Here is an 18766-nt window from a genome sequence, read left to right as displayed (position 1 = left end):
CCCGTCAGAGCCGGCCGGACGGCACCGGGAACAGCCCCAGCCGCCCCCGGTAGGTTCCCGCCAGCCGGGTGGTGTCGCTGCCGACGTAGAGCCCTTCGGGAGCGGAGGTCAGCGCCTCCGCTCCGTGGCCCCGCGTACGGCCCGGATTCCAGGCCAGCGCACGCCCGGTGCGCGGGTCGAGCGCGGCGATCCCGCTGCGCTCCACGGCGCCCGGGCCGGCGTCGTGATCGCCCTCGGGGTTGTCCATCCAGCGCTGGTGGCCGCCGACGTAGACCGCTGGGCCCGTGGCCTCGACCGCGTACAGCGAGTCGCCGCCGGTGTGGTTGACCCAGGTCGGTTCGGCGTCCGCGCCGGCATAGGTCTCCCACCGGGCCGCGGTTTTGCACAGCCCGGGCTCGGCCTTGGGCCCGCCCGCGGTGACCACCGTGAAGTAGGAGCCGTCCGGAGCGAAGTCGATCCCGCGCATGTAGGTGTGGATGGCGCCGTAGTCGCACGGGGCCGCGTAGGACTCGGTCGACCAGTCGGCCGGCGCGGCGGGCCGTGCGGCGGTGTCGATCACCGCGATCTGGTAGCGGCGCCGGTCCTCGATCCGGGTGAAGGTTCCCGCGACCACCAGGCGGTCGCCGCGGGGGGAGACGGCCAGCTCCTGCACCCGCAGGCCGCCGCGCCGGGCCTCGGCGGGGGAGACGTCGAAGCCGGGGTCGGGCGCGCCGGTCCGGGCGTCGACACGGGCCAGCCCGCCGCGCCGGACCCCGCCGACGCTGTCGAAGCTGCCGCCGAGGTAGAGGTGGTTGCCGTAGGCGTCGGCCCGGTAGACCGAGCCCCCTTCCACCCCGGCGTCGAACGAGGCGACCGGGTCGCCGTCGCGAACGGACAGCAGCGCGACGCCGGGCAGGTCCGCGCCCCCGACCCGGTCGAAGTGGCCCGCGATGTGCACGGTGCCGCCGCGCGGGCCCGGGACCGCGCTGGTGACGGTGCCGTCGACCTCGGGTGCGAAGCCGTCGCTGATCCGGCCGGTGCCGCGGTCGAAGGCGAAGACGTTGTGCCGTTCGACGGTCGCGTCGCGGCCGGGTGGGGCGACCCGGTCGAACCGGCCGGCCACCACGACCACGTCGCCCACCGGCACGACGGCCTTCACCCGGCCGTCGAGCACGTGCGGCGTCGAGGCGGCCGGACGATCGTCGACGACCTGGGCGTGGCGCACGTCCGCCGCCCAGGCCGCGGGCTGGGCCAGAACCGCCGGTGCGGCGAGCGCGGCCGCCGCCAGCGCGGCGCTCAACGCGGTGCGGGGCCGTCGGCGGCGGGCGAAGGGGAGCGGGCGGCGCGGCACGGCCCCGCCGCTACGGCGGTCGGTGGACACGGAACTGCCTCCAGGTGCGGCTGCGGACGCGGGAGTTGCGGCGGTCCGCGTATGCCTGCGGACGCGCCGCGGGGACCGGCGCATCGACCGATCGACACGAAAAGTCATCCTATCGTCACTCAGTGTGATTCATCGGCGGTTCGCGGCGGCCGCGTGCCGCGACGCGTGCCCGCGCACTCCGCCCTGCGCCCTAGAGTGGTTCCATGACCCGCGCTGAGCTCGACAAGCGGCCCGCCGACGTCGCGAGCATGTTCGACGGCATCGCCGACCGCTACGACCTCGTCAACGACGTCATCTCCCTGGGCCAGGACCGCCTCTGGCGGCGCGCCACCGTGCAGGCCGTCGACGCCTACAGCGGCGAGCTCGTCCTCGACCTGGCCGCGGGCACCGGAACGTCCTCGGAGTCGTTCACCGGAAAGGGCGCGCGCGTCATCGCCTGCGACTTCTCCCAGGGGATGCTGCAGGTGGGCGCCCGCCGCCGCGGCGGCGCTTCACGCGCGGGGGTCACCTTCGCGGCCGGCGACGCGCTGGCCCTGCCGTTCGCCGACCAGACCTTCGACGCCGTGACCGTGTCGTTCGGACTGCGCAACACCAACGACTCCGACCAGGCCCTGCAGGAGCTGCACCGGGTGACCAAGGTGGGCGGCCGCCTGGTGATCTGCGAGTTCAGCCATATCCCCGTCGGCGCGCTGGACCGCCTCTACGGCACCTATCTGATGGGCGCGCTGCCCCGGGTCGCGCGGCTGGTCACCGACAAGACCGAACCTTACGAGTACCTCTCCGAGTCGATCATGGACTGGCCCGACCAGCGGGCGCTGGCCCGGCGACTGATCGCCGCCGGCTGGGAGTCGGTGGCCTGGCGCAACCTCAGCTTCGGCGTGGTCGCGCTGCACCGGGGGTACCGCAGGAGCTGAGGTGCGCGGGCGCGCTTGTGCCTGGCCGGGCCGCGGTGGCGGCGATCAACTCGGCGAGGTCGGCGACGCGGGCCGAGGCCCGGCCGTCGCCGAACGGGCGGTTGATCGCGCGGGCTGAGCGGTGGTCGGCGTGGAGGCGATGCGGGACAGCTCGGCCGGTTGGCCGCGTCAGGATCGGCGGGCGCATGCCCAGCCGCAGCGAGGCCGAGGGGTTGGCGGTCCCGGATGGAGTTCCGATCGTCGAGGTTCTTCACACCGGCACCGACCACTTCGCCGAGGGCGTTCCTGGGGCCACTCTCGGCGCGCATACACGTTCGGTCGCGAGCGGCCCCCGGCGCCTGCTCACCGCACGGCGGGGAATGAACACGCCGAATTCCGGTAGCAATTAGGTTTGCCTTGCTTTACTTGAATGGCGGGTCGGTGTCTGGTTTGTCGCCGAAAGCGGCAAAACAAGATGAATGGGTCCTGGGGGTCGCCCCGGCAGCGGTAAAGGTCTAGACTTTGGATCCCACGGGTTTGTGAAGACCTTCACAAGCCTGGGAGTCGTAATTAACACTCCTGACCAGCCACAAGTCAGCTGCAAGTGCCGTACGGCGCACCCCCGAGGCGCTACAGCGCCATGCATGCCAAGGACCAACGCGTGAGCGAGACAGCACCCGCCCCCCAGTCCGGTCGGAGCCGCCCGGAGGCCGAGGCCGACGTCATCGTCGTCGGCGCAGGCCCGTCGGGATCCACGGCCGCCTACTACCTGGCGCAGGCCGGACTCGACGTCCTGCTGCTGGAGAAGACCGCATTCCCCCGCGAAAAGGTCTGCGGGGACGGCCTGACGCCCCGCGCTGTGAAACAGCTCACGGCAATGGGGGTCTCCCTGGACGACAAGGGCTGGATCCGAAACCACGGGCTGCGCATCGTCGGCGGCGGCGTGCGGATCGAACTTCCCTGGCCCGACCTGGCGGAATACCCCGGGTTCGGCCTCGTGCGCACGCGCGAGGACTTCGATTGGATCCTGGCTCAGCGCGCCGTCTCCGCCGGAGCCCGGATGCTGGAGCGGACCAACGTCACCGGGCCCGTCATCGACCCCCGCAGCAACCGCGTCGTCGGTGTCACCGCCACCGACTCCGACCGCGAGCCCGTCACCTACCGCGCACCCCTGGTGGTCGCCGCGGACGGCAACTCCTCGCGGCTGTCGGTGGGCATGGGCATCCGCAAACGCGACGACCGCCCCATGGGCGTGGCCGTACGCACCTACTTCACCAGCCCGCGCCACGACGACGACTACCTGGAGTCGTGGCTGGAGCTGTGGGACAAGAGCCAGGGCCGCGACGTCCTGCTGCCGGGCTACGGCTGGGTGTTCGGCGTCGGCGACGGCACCAGCAACGTCGGGCTGGGCATCCTCAACTCGACCTCCTCCTTCCAAGGGGTCGACTACCGCGCGCTGCTGCGCCGCTGGACCGAGAGCATGCCCACCGAATGGGGTTTCACCGAGGAGAACCAGCAGGGCAAGATCCGCGGCTCCGCGCTGCCCATGGGGTTCAACCGCGTCCCCCACTACACGCGCGGGCTGCTGCTCGTCGGCGACGCCGGCGGCATGATCAACCCGTTCAACGGTGAGGGCATCGCCTACGCGATGGAGGCCGGCCACATCGCCGCCGACGTCATCGCCCAGGCCCACGCCCGCCCCACCCCGCAGTCCCGGGAGCGCACCCTGCTGAGCTATCCGCGCATCCTCTCCGAGGCCTACGGCGGCTACTACACGCTGGGCCGCGCCTTCGTGCAGATGATCGGCAATCCGGACCTGATGAAGTACGCGACCAAGTACGGATTGCCGCAGCGCACCCTGATGCAGTTCGCGCTGAAGATGCTCGCGAACCTCACCGAGCCCAGCCGCGGCGACGCCATGGACCGGGTGATCAACGGCCTGTCCAAGATGGCGCCGAAGGCCTGAGGGCGAAAGGGCAGAAACATGAACACCGTTCGACCGCACCACCGCCCGCACTGGCACGTGAACACATTCACAAGCGCGCGTGCAGCGGCCGCGCCCGCCCGCCGGGCGCCGGCGCGCACACGCCCGACCGGCACTGAGGGGAACGCCTAGCCATGGAGCTGTACGCACCCGTCTTCGTTCTCGCCGGCATCGGCGCCGCGTTCGTCGCGGTCTCGATGGTCGTGGGGTCCATCGCCGGGCCCAAGCGCTACAACCGCGCCAAGTTGCAGTCCTACGAGTGCGGCATCGAGCCCACTCCCCAGCCGGCCGGCGGCGGGCGGTTCACGATCAAGTACTACCTCACCGCGATGCTGTTCATCGTCTTCGACATCGAGATCATCTTTCTCTACCCGTGGGCGGTGCACTTCGACGAACTCGGCGTCTTCGGGCTGATCGCGATGGTGCTGTTCCTGGTGAACGTGTCCATCGCCTACGCCTACGAATGGCGCCGCGGCGGACTGGAGTGGGAGTGAGCGCCGGGATGGGCCCGTGCGGACACCGGGCGAGCGATCGACGACGGACCAGGCACCAGACCACGCACGGGAAAGGGGGTTCGCCGGATGGGGATTGAGGAGAAGCTGCCGAGCGGCATCATGCTGACGACGGTCGAGCAGGCCGCCGGTCTGATGCGCAAGAGCTCGATGTGGCCGGCCACGTTCGGACTGGCCTGCTGCGCCATCGAGATGATGTCGGCGGGCGGACCGCACTACGACGTCGCCAGGTACGGGATGGAGAAGTTCGGGGCCACGCCGCGCCAGGCCGACCTGATGGTCGTGGCCGGCCGGGTCAGCCAGAAGATGGCCCCCGTCCTGCGCCAGATCTACGACCAGATGCCCGAGCCCAAGTGGGTCATCGCCATGGGCGTCTGCGCCTCCAGCGGCGGCATGTTCAACAACTACGCGATCGTGCAGGGCGTCGACCACATCGTCCCGGTGGACATGTACCTGCCCGGCTGCCCGCCGCGTCCGGAGATGTTCTTCGACGCGGTGCTCAAGCTGCACGACAAGGTGCAGAACGAGAAGCTCGGCGCGCACCGCAAGCGCGAGATCGAGGAAGAGGAGGAGCGCCGGCTGCGCCGCGAGCTCCCGCTCGTGGACGTGAGCGAGGTGTCGAGCCGGTGAGTGCCAACGCCAACGGGAACGGCCCCGACCACGGCGGCGAGCAGCCCGGGCAGGAGGAGAACCTCCCGGCCCGCGCCGGCGAAGAGCGGCTTGCCGCCCCGGTCGCCCGGACCGGCATGTTCGGCGCCAAGACCACCGGAGACACGTCCGGCTACGGTCGGCTGCTGGTGCGTACGACACCGCCGCAAGCGTCGGAGCGGCCCTTCACCGACCCCGACGACCCCCGCACCGCCTCGTTCGACGCGATCGCCGACGCCCTGGAGCGCGCGCTCCGGAGCGAAGGCGCCCCCGGCGTGCAGGCGATCGAGCGGGTGCTGGTCGACCGCGGCGAGATCACGTTCCACGTGCACCGCGAGCACCTGCGCGAGGTCGCCCGCCTGCTGCGCGACGACCCCGACCTGCGCTTCGAGCTGTGCACCGGGGTCAGCGGCGTGCACTACCCCGACGACACCGGTCACGAGTTGCACGCCGTCAACCACTTGCGCTCGCTCACGCACAACTACGAGATCCGGATCGAGACGGCCTGCCCCGACAGCGACCCGCACGTCCCTTCGATCGTCGGGGTCTATCCCACCAACGACTGGCACGAACGCGAGGCCTGGGACTTCTTCGGGATCGTCTTCGACGGGCACCCGTCGCTGACCCGCATCGAAATGCCCGACGACTGGCACGGCCACCCGCAGCGCAAGGACTACCCGCTCGGCGGGATCCCGGTCGAATACCGCGGTGCCACTATCCCGCCGCCGGACGAGCGGAGGTCATACCAATGACGACGAACGTCACCGAGGACTACATCGACGCCTCTGGCGGCGACTGGGAAGAAGTCGTCGCCAAGGCGCAGAGCAGCGGTGCCGAACGCCTCGTGATCAACATGGGCCCCCAGCACCCCTCCACCCACGGAGTGCTGCGGCTCATCCTCACCCTCGACGGCGAGACGTGCACCGAGGCGCGGGTCGGCATCGGCTACCTGCACACCGGCATCGAGAAGAACATGGAGTTCCGGACGTGGACGCAGGGCACCACGTTCGTGACCCGCATGGACTACCTCACGCCGATCTTCAACGAGACGGCCTACTGCCTGGCGGTCGAGCGGCTGCTGGACATCACCGACCGCATCCCCGAGCGCGCCAACGTCATCCGGGTGCTCATGATGGAGCTCAACCGGATGTCCTCGCACTTCGTGGCGATGGCGACGTTCGGCATGGAGCTGGGCGCCACCACCGTCATGACCAACGGCTTCCGTGAGCGCGAGATGGTGCTCGACATCTTCGAGCTCATCACCGGCCTGCGGATGAACCACGCCTACATCCGCCCCGGCGGCGTCTCCCAGGACCTGCCCGACGGCGCGGTGGACCGGATCCGCGAGCTGCTCACGGAGATGCCCAAACGCATCACCACCATGCGCAAGCTCCTGGACGCCAGCCCCATGTACCTGGCGCGCACCCGCGACGTTGCGCACATGGATCTGGCCGGGTGCATGGCGCTGGGTTCCACCGGTCCCATGCTGCGGGCCTCGGGTCTGGCCTGGGATCTGCGCAAGGCCAAGCCCTACTGCGGCTACGAGAACTACGAATTCGACATTCCCGTCTCCGACGGCGGCGACGTCTACGCCCGCTACCGGGTGCGCATGGCCGAACTGGAGCAGAGCCTGCGCATCGTCGAACAGTGCCTGGACCGGCTGCGCCCCGGCCCGATCATGGTCGACGACGCCAAGATCGGCTGGCCCGCCCGCCTGGAGCTGGGCGGCGACGGCCTGGGCAACTCGTCCGAGCACATCGCCCACATCATGGGCGGCTCCATGGAGGCGCTCATCCACCACTTCAAGCTGGTGACCGAGGGATTCCGGGTGCCGGCCGGCCAGGCCTACGCCGCGGTGGAGGGCGCCAAGGGCGAACTGGGCTGCCACGCCGTCAGCGACGGCGGCACCCGCCCCTACCGCGTGCACTTCCGCGACCCTTCGTTCACGCACCTGCAGTCGGTCGCGGCCATGTGCGAAGGCGGTTCCGTGGCCGACGTGATCGCCGCGGTGGCCAGTATCGACCCCGTGATGGGAGGGGTGGACAGGTGAGCAGCACCTTCAGCGAGGACGTCCGCGCGCGGCTGGACGTCGACGCCAAGGACGTCATCGCCCGCTATCCGCACGAGCGCTCGGCCCTGCTGCCGCTTCTGCACCTGGTGCAGGCCGAGGAGGGCTACGTCTCCCAGGCCGGCATCGGGTTCTGCGCCGAGCGACTGGGCCTGACCAAGGCCGAGGTCACCGCCGTGGTGACCTTCTACACCATGTACAAGCGCCGTCCCGTCGGCGACTACCACGTCGGAGTGTGCACCAACACCCTGTGCGCGGTCATGGGCGGCGACGAGATCCTGGCCGGCCTCAAGGAGCACCTCGGCGTGGGCGACGACGAGGCGACCGAGGACGGCCGGGTCTCCGTCGAGCACGTCGAGTGCAACGCCGCCTGCGACTTCGCGCCGGTCGTGATGGTCAACTGGGAGTTCTTCGACAACCAGACTCCCGAGTCGGCCAAACGACTCGTCGACGACCTGCGGACGGGCGAGGACGTGCGCCCCACCCGCGGCCCCGAGCGGTTGTGCACCTTCAAGGAGGCCGGCCGCATCCTCGCGGGGTTCTCCGACGACCGCGGCGGCGAAGGCACCCAGGCGGGCGAGCCCTCCCTGCAGGGCCTGCGCCTGGCGCGCGAGCGCGGCTGGACCGCCCCGGAGCGCGGCGCGACCGTCGACGGCACCGGCGACGAAGGGAGCGACCAGTGACCACCCTGACCCCGGTCCTGTCGGACAACTGGGACCGCCCGGACTCCTTCACCCTGGCGGGCTACCGCGACGGGGGCGGCTACGAGGCGCTGCGCACCGCGCTGACCATGGAACCCGACGCGATCGTGGACCTGGTCAAAACCGCCGGACTGCGCGGCCGCGGCGGCGCCGGGTTCCCCGCCGGCATGAAGTGGAGCTTCCTGCCCAAGGACAACCCCAAGCCGCGCTACCTCGTCGTCAACGCCGACGAGTCCGAGCCCGGAACCTGCAAAGACGTTCCGCTGATGCTGGCGAACCCGCACGCCCTCATCGAGGGGGTGGCCGTAGCGGCCTACGCCATCCGCAGCCACCAGGCCTTCATCTACGTGCGCGGCGAGGTCCTGCACGTCATCCGCCGCCTCAAGCAGGCCGTCGACGAGGCCCGTGAAGCCAACCTGATCGGCCCCGACGTCCTCGGCAGCGGATTCGACCTGGACGTCGTCGTCCACTCCGGCGCCGGCGCCTACATCTGCGGCGAAGAGACGGCGCTGCTGGACTCGCTGGAGGGCTACCGCGGGCAGCCCCGCCTCAAACCGCCGTTCCCCGCCGTCGCCGGGCTCTACGCCTCGCCCACGGTCGTCAACAACGTCGAGTCCATCGCCAGCGTGCCCCCGATCGTGCGCAACGGCGCCGAATGGTTCACCTCGATGGGCACCGAGAAGTCCGCCGGGTTCGGCTTCTTCTCGCTGTCGGGCCACGTCGAGCGGCCCGGGCAGTACGAAGCCCCGCTGGGCGTCACGCTGCGCGAACTGCTGGACATGGCCGGCGGCGTGCGCCGGGGCCACAGCCTGAAGTTCTGGACCCCCGGCGGGTCCTCCACCCCGATCTTCACCGACGAGCACCTCGACACGCCGCTGGACTTCGAGTCCGTGGGCGCCGCCGGATCCATGCTGGGCACCCGCGCGCTGCAGATCTTCGACGAGACCACCTGCGTCGTGCACGCCGTCGGCCGCTGGATCGAGTTCTACGCCCACGAGTCCTGCGGCAAGTGCACGCCGTGCCGCGAAGGCAACTACTGGATGGTGCAGGTGCTGGACCGCCTCGAACACGGCGAAGGCACCGAAGCCGACCTGGAGAAGCTGCTGGACATCTGCGACAACCTGCTGGGCCGCGCCTTCTGCGCGCTCGGCGACGGCGCCGCGAGCCCGGTCATGAGTTCGATCAAGCACTTCCGCCAGGAGTACATCGACCACGTCACCCGGGGCGGCTGCCCGTTCGACCACCGCAAGGCGACGGCGTGGGGAGGCACGGCATGATCCGCACGACCGGCACGGCCGCTCCGCCGGCGGCAGCAGGGCCGGCGGAGCCGGCAGGAGAGGAGGAGCAGTGACCGTCACGACCAACAGCGCCTCGGGCGGCACCCCTGCCGCAGAGCCCGAGGAGCTCGTCACCGTCACCATCGACGGCTTCCAGATCCAGGTGCCCAAGGGAACGCTGGTCATTCGCGCGGCCGAGCTGCTGGGAATCCAGATCCCGCGCTTTTGCGACCATCCGCTGCTCGACCCCGTGGGCGCCTGCCGCCAGTGCCTGGTGGAGGTCCCCGACGCCGGGAACGGGCGGGCCATGCCCAAGCCGCAGGCCTCCTGCACCATCGCCGTGATGGAAGGCATGGTCGTCAAGACCCAGCTGACCTCCGAGGTCGCGGACAAGGCCCAGCGCGGGATCATGGAGTTCCTGCTGATCAACCACCCGCTGGACTGCCCGGTCTGCGACAAGGGCGGCGAGTGCCCCCTGCAGAACCAGGCCATGGCCAACGGCGGCGGCGAGACCCGTTTCCTGGACACCAAGCGCACGTTCCCCAAACCCGTCGCGCTGTCCACCCAGGTGCTGCTGGACCGCGAGCGCTGCATCCAGTGCGCCCGCTGCACCCGCTTCTCCGCGCAGATCGCCGGCGATCCCTTCATCGAACTGCTGGAGCGCGGCGCCGACGAGCAGGTCGGCACCGCCGAGGGCGAGCCCTTCCAGTCCTACTTCTCCGGAAACACGGTGCAGATCTGCCCGGTCGGCGCGCTCACCGGCGCCGCCTACCGGTTCCGGTCCCGGCCCTTCGACCTGGTCAGCACCCCCAGCGTGTGCGAGCACTGCTCGGCCGGGTGCGCCCAGCGCACCGACCATCGGCGCGGGAAGGTCACCCGGCGCCTGGCCGGCGACGATCCCGAGGTCAACGAGGAGTGGAACTGCGACAAGGGCCGGTGGGCGTTCACCTACGCCAGCCGGCCCGACCGCCTCACCCACCCGCTGGTGCGCGACGAGGACAGCCGCTCCCTGGAGACCGCCTCCTGGCCGGAGGCCGTGACCCTGGCCGCGCAAGGGCTGGCCCGGGCGCGCGACCGCGGCGGCCGTGTCGGCGTACTCACCGGCGGGCGGCTGACGCTGGAGGACGCCTACGCCTACGCCAAGTTCTCGCGGGTGGCGCTGCGCACCAACAGCGTCGACATGCGGGCCCGCCCGAACTCCGAGGAGGAGGCGGACTTCCTGGCCTCCCGCGTGGCCGGCACCGGCCTCGGGGTCACCTACGCCGATGTGGAGAACGCCCCCGCGGTACTGCTGGCGGGCTTCGAACCCGAGGACGAATCCCCGGTGGTGTTCCTGCGGTTGCGCAAGGCCCGCCGCAAGAACGGCACCGGCGTCTACGCCGTCGCATCGCACGAAACCCGGGGTCTGACCAAGGCCGGCGGGCGGCTGATCCCCACCGCGCCCGGATCCGAGCCCGAGGTGCTCGGCGAGCTGGGCGACGCCGACGGCGAAGCGCTCGAACAGCTCCGCCGGACCGGAGCGGTCATCCTGGTGGGCGAACGCCTCGGAGCGGTCCCCGGCGCGCTGTCGGCCGCCGCGCGGCTGGCCGACCGCACCGGTGCGCGCTTGGCGTGGGTGCCGCGGCGGGCCGGTGAGCGCGGTGCCGCCGACGCCGGAGCCCTGCCCAACCTGCTGCCCGGCGGGCGCCCGGTGGCCGACGCCACCGCCCGCACCGAGGTGGCCCGGATATGGAACGTGGGGTCGCTGCCCGAGCGCGAGGGCCGCTCCACGGCCGAGATCGTCGAGGCGGCGGCCTCCGGCGAGCTGGAGGCGCTGCTCATCGCCGGCGTCGACCTCGACGACCTGCCCGACCCCGAGGCGGCGCGGGCCGCGCTGGCGCGCGTGCCCTTCGTCGTCAGCCTCGAAATGCGGGCGAGCAACGTCACCGACCGGGCCGACGTGGTGCTGCCGGTGGCGGCCGTGTCCGAGAAGAGCGGCACGTTCGTCGACTGGGAGGGGCGGCGCCGCCCCTTCGGCGACGCGCTGAAGAAGCCCGGCCTGCTGTCGGATCTGCGGGCGCTGTCCGCGCTCGCCGACGAGATGGACGTGCACCTGGGGCTTCCCGACGACGCCGCCGCGGCGCGCGAGCTCGACGAGCTCGGTTCCTGGTCGGGGGAGCGCGTCCCCGACCCGCTGACGCGTCCCGCCCGGCGCCCCGAGCCGGCCGAGGGCGAAGCGGTGCTGTCGACGTGGCGCCAGCTGCTGGGCAACGGGCGGATGGAGGACGGCGAGCCCTACTTGGCCGGTACGGCCCGCCCGGCTCTGGCCCGGCTCTCGGCCGCCACCGCCGCCGAGATCGGCGTGGCCGACGGCGGCCGGCTGCGCGTCGGCGGCCCGGCCGGCGCGGTGAGCGTGCCTGTGGCCGTGGCCGCGATGCCCGACCGGGTGGTGTGGCTGCCGGAGAACGCCCGCGACTGCGACGTCCGCCGCGATCTGGGAGCCGCCGGCGGCGCGGTCGTGTCGATCGCCGCCGGATCGGAAACCGGCGCCGGTGCCGACGACGAAACCGGCTTCTCCAAAGCGAAAATGACCGCGACGAGTGCGGGGAGCGACCTGTGATTGCGACGGCGCAGGCCGGCGCGGCGGTGCCCGTGGCCGCCGAGGCCCATTTGGACGCCTTCGGCTCCGATCCCTGGTGGATCACGCTGATCAAGGCGCTGGCGATCTTCGTCTTCCTCATGGTCTGCGTGCTGATGATGATCATGGCCGACCGCAAGGTCATGGGCCGCATGCAGCAGCGCCACGGCCCCAACCGGTTCGGTCCGCTGGGGCTGCTGCAATCCCTGGCCGACGGGGTGAAACTGTCCCTGAAGGAGGACGTGATCCCCCGCGGCGTGGACCGGCCGATCTACATCGCCGCTCCCATGATCGCCGCGGTACCCGCCTTCATGGCGTTCTCGGTGATTCCGATCGGGCCCGAGGTCTCGCTGTTCGGCGTGCAGACACCGCTGCAGCTGACCGACCTGCCCATCGCCGCACTGGTGGTGCTGGGCACCGCGGCGGTGGGGGTCTACGGGATCGTGCTGGGCGGCTGGGCCTCCCAGTCGCCGTATGCCCTGCTGGGCGGGTTGCGCGCATCGGCGCAGGTCATCAGCTACGAGATCGCGATGGGCCTGTCGGTCGTCGCGGTGTTCATGTACTCCGGAACCCTGACCACCTCCGGCATCGTCGAAGCCCAGCGCCCGCTGTGGTTCGCGGTGATCCTGCTCCCGTCGTTCCTCATCTACCTCGTCACGATGGTCGGTGAGACCAACCGGCTGCCCTTCGACCTCGCCGAAGGCGAAGGCGAGCTCGTCGGCGGGTTCATGACCGAGTACGGGTCGATGAAGTTCACCATGTTCTTCCTGGCCGAGTACGTGAACATGGTGACCGTCGCCGCGGTGTCGGTCACCTTCTTCCTCGGCGGCTACCTCGCACCTCCGCCGCTGACCCTGTTCTGGGCGGGCGCGAGCGCGGGCTGGTGGCCGGTCCTGTGGTGGCTGCTGAAGTTCATGTTCGTCATGTTCCTGTTCATCTGGCTGCGCGGATCGGTGCCGCGGGTCCGCTACGACCAGCTGATGCAGCTCGGCTGGAAGATCCTCATCCCGGTGCAGCTCGTGTGGATCACCGCGGTGGCCACCGTGCGCCTCCTCGTCAACGAGGGCGCGCCGGCCGCCGCCGTGGCCGCCGTCGTCGCGGCGTTCGCCGTCGCCACCGTGGCCGTACTGGCGGCCTGGGTGCGCTCGGCGCGGCGCAGCCGCGACGCCGAAGCCGCCGAACGCCGGGAGGAGTTGCGGCTCATGCGTGAAGACCCCGCCTACGGAGGATTCCCCGTGCCACCGGCCAGCGCCCCCCACTACGGCAGCAGCGTGCCGGCCGAGGGGCCGCGCTACGTGCCCCGTGCCCCCGACGACAAGCGTGAGGAGGTTACCGGTGCTTGACTGGCTCAACCCCGTGAAGGGGTTCGGCGTCACCTTCCACACCATGTTCACGAAGGTGCCGACCACCAACTATCCCGAAGTCAAGCGCGCGACCGCGCCCCGCTTCCACGGCCGGCACCAGCTCAACCGCTGGGCCGACGGCCTGGAGAAGTGCATCGGGTGCGAACTGTGCGCCTGGGCCTGCCCGGCCGACGCCATCTACGTGGAGGCCGGCGACAACACCGAGCAGGAGCGCTACTCCCCGGGTGAGCGCTACGGCCGCGTCTACCAGATCAACTATCTGCGCTGCATCCTGTGCGGACTCTGCGTCGAGGCCTGCCCCACCCGGGCGCTGACCATGACCAACGAGTACGAGATCGCCGACGACGAGCGCGAGAGCCTCATCTGGACCAAGGAGCAGCTGCTCGCGCCGCTGCTGGAGGACATGGAGGCGCCCCCGCACCCCATGCGCCTGGGCGAGACCGAGGAAGAGTACTACCGCGAGGGCGCCACCCCGGCCCAAGCCGCCGAGGCGCCCCGGCCCGAGGGCGAGGCGACAAGGTGAGCGCCGACATGCTCGCCGGCGCCGCGGCGCCGGGCACGCCCATCTCAGGCGGGGAGGCCACCGCCTTCTGGATCCTGGCGACGGTGATCGTCCTCGGCGCCGTAGGCGTGGTGTTCAGCCGCAAGGCCGTGCACTCGGCGGTGCTGATGGCGGTGGTCATGCTCGGCCTCGCCTGCTTCTACGGCATGAACGAGGCGCCGTTCCTGATGATCGTGCAGATCGTCGTCTACACCGGCGCCGTGCTGATGCTGTTCCTGTTCGTGCTGATGCTCGTGGGCGTCAGCTCGGCGGACTCGCTGGTGGAGACGCTGCGCGGGCAGCGGGTGATGACGGCGGTCGTAGCGCTGTGCTTCCTGGGCGCGCTGGCGACCGGGCTCACCCGCATCACCGCCGCCGACCCCCTCGGCCTGGGCGCCGGAGCGGCCGCGGCGGGCGGAACCGTCCCCTGGATCGCCGCCGAAGTGATCTACCGCTACATCATCGCCTTCGAGGCCACCGGCGCGCTGCTGATCACCGCGGTGCTGGGCGCGCTGGTGTTCGCCCACGTCAACCGCATCAAGAAGCGGCGCACCCAGCGGACGCTGCAGCGCGAGCGCATCCGCGGCGACCACCCCACCCCGATGCCGGGCCCGGGCACCTACGCGCGGCACAACGCCATCGACATGCCCGCGCTGCTGCCCGACGGGTCGGTGTCGGCACTGTCGCTCAACGCGGTGCTGACCGCACGCGACCCGAGCATGCAGTCGGGCGTACCCAAGGACTTCCAGCTGGGGTCCATCCCCGAGGCCGGCGGCGCCTCCGACTCCGCCGCGTCCCAGGAGGCCGACCCGCTGGGCGTCGCCGATTCCGCCGATTCCGCCGATTCCGCCGGCTCCGGCGAGTCCGAGGAGTCCGGGGAGTCCGGCGGGGATCCCGACACGCCCGCCGGCGGCGGCGCCAACGGACAGGAGGCCGAGCGCACATGGACCCGATGAACTACATCGTGCTGGCCGCGATCGTGTTCACGATCGGTGCCGTCGGCGTGCTCGTGCGGCGCAACGCCATCATCGTGTTCATGTGCGTCGAGCTCATGCTCAACGCCTGCAACCTGGCGTTCGTCGCCTTCGCCCGCATGCTCGGCGATATCGAGGGCCAGGTCATCGCGTTCTTCGTGATGATCGTGGCCGCGGCCGAGGTCGTGGTGGGCCTGGCGATCATCATGCAGATCTTCCGGACCCGCAGGTCGGCGTCGCTGGACGACGCGAACCTGCTCAAGCACTAGAAGGCGACGTGGCTGTGTCTGAGATAACCCTCGCCGCCGAGCAGCACGCGACCGCTGTCACCTCCCAGGCCAGCGGGGCGGTCCTGTCCAACGCCTGGTTGCTGATCGCGTTTCCGCTGGTCGGCGCCGTCATTCTGCTGCTGGGCGGCCGACGCACCGACAGTTGGGGCCACTGGCTGGGCACCGCCCTGCCGCTGGCGAGCTTCGGCTGGGCGGTCGCGGCCCTGTTCGAGATCCTGGCCGCCGCACCCGAGGAGCGCAGCTTCGCGGTGCCCGTCTACACGTGGTTCTCCGCCGGCGGGTTCGACGCCGAGGTCGGGCTGCTGCTCGATCCCCTCTCGCTCAGCTTCGCCCTGCTGATCACCGGTGTCGGCTCGCTCATCCACATCTACTCGGTGGGCTACATGGCCCACGACGAGCGGCGCCGGCGGTTCTTCGCCTACCTGAACCTGTTCGTCGCGGCGATGCTCGTTCTTGTGCTCGCCGACAACTTCGTGCTGCTGTTCCTGGGCTGGGAGGGGGTCGGGCTGGCTTCCTACCTGCTGATCGGGTTCTGGCAGCACAAGGACTCGGCGGCCGTCGCCGCGAAGAAGGCGTTCCTGGTCAACCGGGTCGGCGACATGGGCCTGCTCATCGCGGTGATGATCATGTTCACCACCTTCGGCACCGTCGCGTTCAGCGGTGTCTTCGACGCCGTCGGCCAGGCGGACGAAGCCCTGGTGACCGCGCTCGGCCTGCTGCTGCTCCTGGGCGCCTGCGGCAAGTCCGCACAGCTGCCGCTGCAGTCGTGGCTGCTGGACGCGATGGAGGGCCCCACACCGGTCTCGGCGCTGATCCACGCCGCGACGATGGTGACCGCCGGCGTCTACCTGATCGTGCGCGCCGGGCCGGTCTTCGAGGCCGCCCCCGCCGCCCAGACGACCGTCGCCGTGGTCGGCGCCGCCACTCTGCTGGCCGGTGCGGTCATCGGGTGCGCCAAGGACGACATCAAGAAGGCGCTGGCCGGCTCCACGATGAGCCAGATCGGCTACATGACGCTGGCCGCCGGGCTGGGCCCGGTCGGCTACGCCGCCGCGATCGCCCACCTGATCACGCACGGCTTCTTCAAGGCCGGGCTGTTCCTGGGCGCCGGCTCGGTCATGCACGGCATGGACGACGAGGTCGACATGCGCCGCTTCGGCGGTCTGCGGAAGGCCATGCCGATCACCTTCGCGACGTTCGGACTCGGCTACCTGGCCATCATCGGGTTCCCGCTGCTGTCGGGATGGTGGACCAAGGAGGGCATCATCGAGGCCGCGTTCTCCTCCGGCGGGGCGACGGGTACCGCGCTCGGCGCGGCCGCCCTGGTCGGCGCGGGGCTCACCGCGTTCTACATGACCCGCGTGATGATCCTGACCTTCTTCGGCGAGCGCCGCTGGGCCGAAGGCGCGCACCCGCACGAGTCGCCCCGTTCCATGACGGTCCCGATGATCGTCCTGGCCGCGGGGTCGGTGTTCCTCGGCGCGGTCCTGGTGTTCGGCTACCGCTTCGCGCACTTCCTGGAGCCCGCCGTGGGCGCGCCCGAAGAAGCCCACGAGTTCCACCTGGCGGCCATGTTCACCAGCCCGCCGAGCCTGGCGGCGCTGGGGATGCTGGTGGCCGGCGCGGCCGTGGCCTGGTTCATGTACGGCCGCCGCGAGGTGCCCGCCACCGCGCCGCGGCCGGGACCGGTCACCGCCTTCGCCCGCAACGAGCTCTACGGCAACGCCCTCAACGAAGGGCTGCTCATGCGTCCGGGGAACGCCGTCGCCGCGGCGCTGTCGGCCTTCGACACCAAGGTGGTCGACGGCCTGGTCGACGGGGTCGGCACGGGCGTGCGCGACAGCTCCCGCGGGCTGCGCGGCGCGCAGACGGGCTTCGCCCGCACCTACGCGCTGACGATGCTGTTCGGCGCCGCCATCGTCGTCGCAACGCTGGCTGTGAGGTTCTAGATGACCGACTTTCCCTGGCTCACCCTGGCCATCGCGCTGCCCGCCGTGGGCGCGGCGCTGGTGGCACTGCTCCCGCGTGAGCGGATCGAATCGGCCAAGCGTGCGACCCTGGGCGCCACCGTCGCGACCCTGCTGGTGGTCGCCGCCATGGCCGCGCAGTTCACGCCCGCCGGCGCCGAGCGCCTGCAGTTCACCGAGGTCTACCCGTGGATCCCGCGCTTCGGGGTCAACTACGCGGTCGGGGTCGACGGCATCGCGCTCGTGCTGATCCTGATGGCGGCGGTGCTGGTGCCGCTCGTGGTGCTGGCCGCCTGGCGGGAGAACGACGACGCGCCCGACGGCGGCAAAGGCTACTTCGCGCTGATCCTCGTGCTCGAAGCGATGATGATCGGCGTGTTCGCGGCCACAGACGTGTTCCTGTTCTACGTCTTCTTCGAGGCCATGCTGATCCCGGTCTACTTCATGATCGGGCGCTACGGCCGCGGAGACGGGCGGCGCGCGGCTGCTGTCAAGTTCCTGCTCTTCAGCCTGCTGGGCGGGCTGCTGATGCTGGTCTCGGTGATCGGCGTCTACGTCTACGGCGGCACGTTCCTGTGGAGCGATCTGGTCGGCTCCGACAGTGCCCTGGCCGGAATCGACCCGGCGACCGCGCGCTGGCTGTTCCTCGGCTTCTTCGTGGCGTTCGCGATCAAGGCGCCGATGTGGCCGGTGCACACCTGGCTGCCCTCGGCGGCCGGATCGTCGCGCCCGGGCACCGCGGTGCTGCTGGTGGGCGTGCTGGACAAGGTCGGCACCTACGGCATGCTGCGCTACTGCCTGGAGATGTTCCCCGGCGCCGCCACCTGGTTCATCTGGCCCGTGGTGGTACTCAGCCTGGTCAGCATCGTCTACGGCGCTGTCCTGGCGATCGCCCAGAGCGACATGATGCGGTTGATCGCCTACACCTCGGTGTCGCACTTCGGCTTCATCACTCTGGGCGTGTTCGTCATGACCACGCAGGGGCAGTCGGGCGCGGCGCTGTACATGGTCAACCACGGTTTCGCCACCGGTGCGCTGTTCCTGGTGGTCGGGTTCCTCGTCGCCCGCCAGGGCTCCACGGCGATCGCCGACTACCGGGGCGTGCAGAGCAGGGCGCCGGTGCTGGCGGGCGTGTTCCTGGTGTCCGGGCTCGCCGGACTGGCGCTGCCGGGGTTGTCGCCGTTCGTCAGCGAGTTCCTGGTGTTCGTCGGCACTTACGCCTTCCACCCGGTCCCGGCGATCATCGCCTCCGTCGGCGTGGTGCTGGCCGCGCTCTACATCCTGTGGATGTACCAGCGCACCATGACCGGTCCGCTTCCCGAAAAGCTGTCGCGCCTGCGCGACCTGTCCCGCAGGGAGACCCTCGCCGTGGCGCCGCTGATCGCGCTGCTGGTCGTCTTCGGGGTGTACCCCCAGCCGCTGCTGGACGTCGTCAACCCCGCCGTCGAGGCCACCATGCGGTCCGTCGGCGCCACCGACCCCGAGCCGGAGATCGGCGGGGCCGAGACGGCTGCGGAAGGGGACCACGAGTGAGGCGAGCGACCCCGGCCACCCCGACCACCCCGGCCAC

The 18766-nt window shown here is 70.9% G+C and carries 16 protein-coding genes; 15 read left to right on the top strand and 1 reads right to left on the bottom strand.

Annotation, left to right across the window (positions count from 1 at the left end; all coding sequences use genetic code 11):
- Positions 1–4 precede the first annotated feature (4 nt).
- Complete coding sequence (locus HNR25_RS08610; protein WP_376767541.1) at positions 5–1330, bottom strand: hypothetical protein; 1326 nt, start codon at positions 1328–1330, stop codon at positions 5–7.
- Positions 1331–1563: 233 nt separating this feature from the next.
- Between HNR25_RS08610 and HNR25_RS08605 the strand changes: the two genes are divergently transcribed.
- From HNR25_RS08605 to HNR25_RS08535, 15 genes are all read left to right on the top strand, one after another.
- On the top strand, positions 1564–2274 hold the full coding sequence (locus HNR25_RS08605; RefSeq protein ID WP_184634148.1) for a demethylmenaquinone methyltransferase: 711 nt from the start codon (positions 1564–1566) through the stop codon (positions 2272–2274).
- A gap of 640 nt (positions 2275–2914) precedes the next feature.
- Entirely contained in the window at positions 2915–4219 is a 1305-nt protein-coding gene (locus HNR25_RS08600; RefSeq protein WP_312862419.1) for a geranylgeranyl reductase family protein, read from the top strand.
- A 152-nt stretch (positions 4220–4371) separates the two neighbouring features.
- Positions 4372–4731, top strand: coding sequence for an NADH-quinone oxidoreductase subunit A (locus HNR25_RS08595; RefSeq protein ID WP_184634146.1), 360 nt, complete (start codon positions 4372–4374; stop codon positions 4729–4731).
- Between the two features lie 87 nt (positions 4732–4818).
- Positions 4819–5379, top strand: coding sequence for a NuoB/complex I 20 kDa subunit family protein (locus HNR25_RS08590; protein ID WP_184634145.1), 561 nt, complete (start codon positions 4819–4821; stop codon positions 5377–5379).
- Positions 5376–6149 carry an NADH-quinone oxidoreductase subunit C gene (locus HNR25_RS08585; protein WP_184634144.1) on the top strand — a complete coding sequence of 258 codons (774 nt, stop codon included), beginning with the start codon at positions 5376–5378 and terminating at the stop codon, positions 6147–6149. The genes HNR25_RS08590 and HNR25_RS08585 overlap by 4 nt, the downstream gene beginning before the upstream one ends.
- Positions 6146–7447: an NADH-quinone oxidoreductase subunit D gene (locus tag HNR25_RS08580; RefSeq protein WP_184634143.1), complete on the top strand. Its 1302-nt coding sequence runs from the start codon at positions 6146–6148 to the stop codon at positions 7445–7447. The genes HNR25_RS08585 and HNR25_RS08580 overlap by 4 nt, the downstream gene beginning before the upstream one ends.
- Entirely contained in the window at positions 7444–8148 is a 705-nt protein-coding gene (nuoE, locus tag HNR25_RS08575; RefSeq protein WP_184634142.1) for an NADH-quinone oxidoreductase subunit NuoE, read from the top strand. Before HNR25_RS08580 ends, nuoE begins: the two co-directional genes overlap by 4 nt.
- Positions 8145–9443, top strand: a complete 1299-nt coding sequence (nuoF, locus tag HNR25_RS08570; RefSeq protein ID WP_184634141.1) for an NADH-quinone oxidoreductase subunit NuoF — start codon at positions 8145–8147, stop codon at positions 9441–9443. Before nuoE ends, nuoF begins: the two co-directional genes overlap by 4 nt.
- Positions 9444–9513: 70 nt before the next feature.
- Positions 9514–12042: an NADH-quinone oxidoreductase subunit G gene (locus HNR25_RS08565; RefSeq protein ID WP_184634140.1), complete on the top strand. Its 2529-nt coding sequence runs from the start codon at positions 9514–9516 to the stop codon at positions 12040–12042.
- Positions 12042–13403 (top strand): NADH-quinone oxidoreductase subunit NuoH, encoded by a 1362-nt coding sequence (gene nuoH, locus HNR25_RS08560; protein ID WP_184639004.1) that lies wholly within the window; start codon positions 12042–12044, stop codon positions 13401–13403. The genes HNR25_RS08565 and nuoH overlap by 1 nt, the downstream gene beginning before the upstream one ends.
- Positions 13396–13947, top strand: a complete 552-nt coding sequence (gene nuoI, locus HNR25_RS08555) for an NADH-quinone oxidoreductase subunit NuoI (RefSeq protein WP_184634139.1) — start codon at positions 13396–13398, stop codon at positions 13945–13947. Before nuoH ends, nuoI begins: the two co-directional genes overlap by 8 nt.
- Before the next feature lie 8 nt (positions 13948–13955).
- Positions 13956–14921, top strand: a complete 966-nt coding sequence (locus HNR25_RS08550) for an NADH-quinone oxidoreductase subunit J (RefSeq protein WP_184639002.1) — start codon at positions 13956–13958, stop codon at positions 14919–14921.
- Entirely contained in the window at positions 14909–15208 is a 300-nt protein-coding gene (gene nuoK / locus HNR25_RS08545) for an NADH-quinone oxidoreductase subunit NuoK (RefSeq protein WP_179767756.1), read from the top strand. The genes HNR25_RS08550 and nuoK overlap by 13 nt, the downstream gene beginning before the upstream one ends.
- A gap of 23 nt (positions 15209–15231) precedes the next feature.
- Positions 15232–17178: an NADH-quinone oxidoreductase subunit L gene (nuoL, locus tag HNR25_RS08540; RefSeq protein WP_312862721.1), complete on the top strand. Its 1947-nt coding sequence runs from the start codon at positions 15232–15234 to the stop codon at positions 17176–17178.
- Positions 17179–18729 (top strand): NADH-quinone oxidoreductase subunit M, encoded by a 1551-nt coding sequence (locus tag HNR25_RS08535; RefSeq protein ID WP_184634137.1) that lies wholly within the window; start codon positions 17179–17181, stop codon positions 18727–18729.
- Positions 18730–18766: the final 37 nt, after the last annotated feature.

Origin of the sequence: Streptomonospora salina (assembly GCF_014204715.1) — a bacterium.
Taxonomy (GTDB): domain Bacteria; phylum Actinomycetota; class Actinomycetes; order Streptosporangiales; family Streptosporangiaceae; genus Streptomonospora; species Streptomonospora salina.
Note: the sequence above shows the minus strand (reverse complement) of the source record. Positions and strands in the feature narration are given on the sequence as shown.

Coding starts and splice junctions, on each gene's coding strand:
- HNR25_RS08605 (WP_184634148.1), top strand. CDS start 1,564: ATGACCCGCGCTGAGCTCGACAAGCGGCCCGCCGACGTCGCGAGCATG.
- HNR25_RS08595 (WP_184634146.1), top strand. CDS start 4,372: ATGGAGCTGTACGCACCCGTCTTCGTTCTCGCCGGCATCGGCGCCGCG.
- HNR25_RS08590 (WP_184634145.1), top strand. CDS start 4,819: ATGGGGATTGAGGAGAAGCTGCCGAGCGGCATCATGCTGACGACGGTC.
- HNR25_RS08580 (WP_184634143.1), top strand. CDS start 6,146: ATGACGACGAACGTCACCGAGGACTACATCGACGCCTCTGGCGGCGAC.
- HNR25_RS08550 (WP_184639002.1), top strand. CDS start 13,956: ATGCTCGCCGGCGCCGCGGCGCCGGGCACGCCCATCTCAGGCGGGGAG.
- nuoK (WP_179767756.1), top strand. CDS start 14,909: ATGGACCCGATGAACTACATCGTGCTGGCCGCGATCGTGTTCACGATC.
- HNR25_RS08535 (WP_184634137.1), top strand. CDS start 17,179: ATGACCGACTTTCCCTGGCTCACCCTGGCCATCGCGCTGCCCGCCGTG.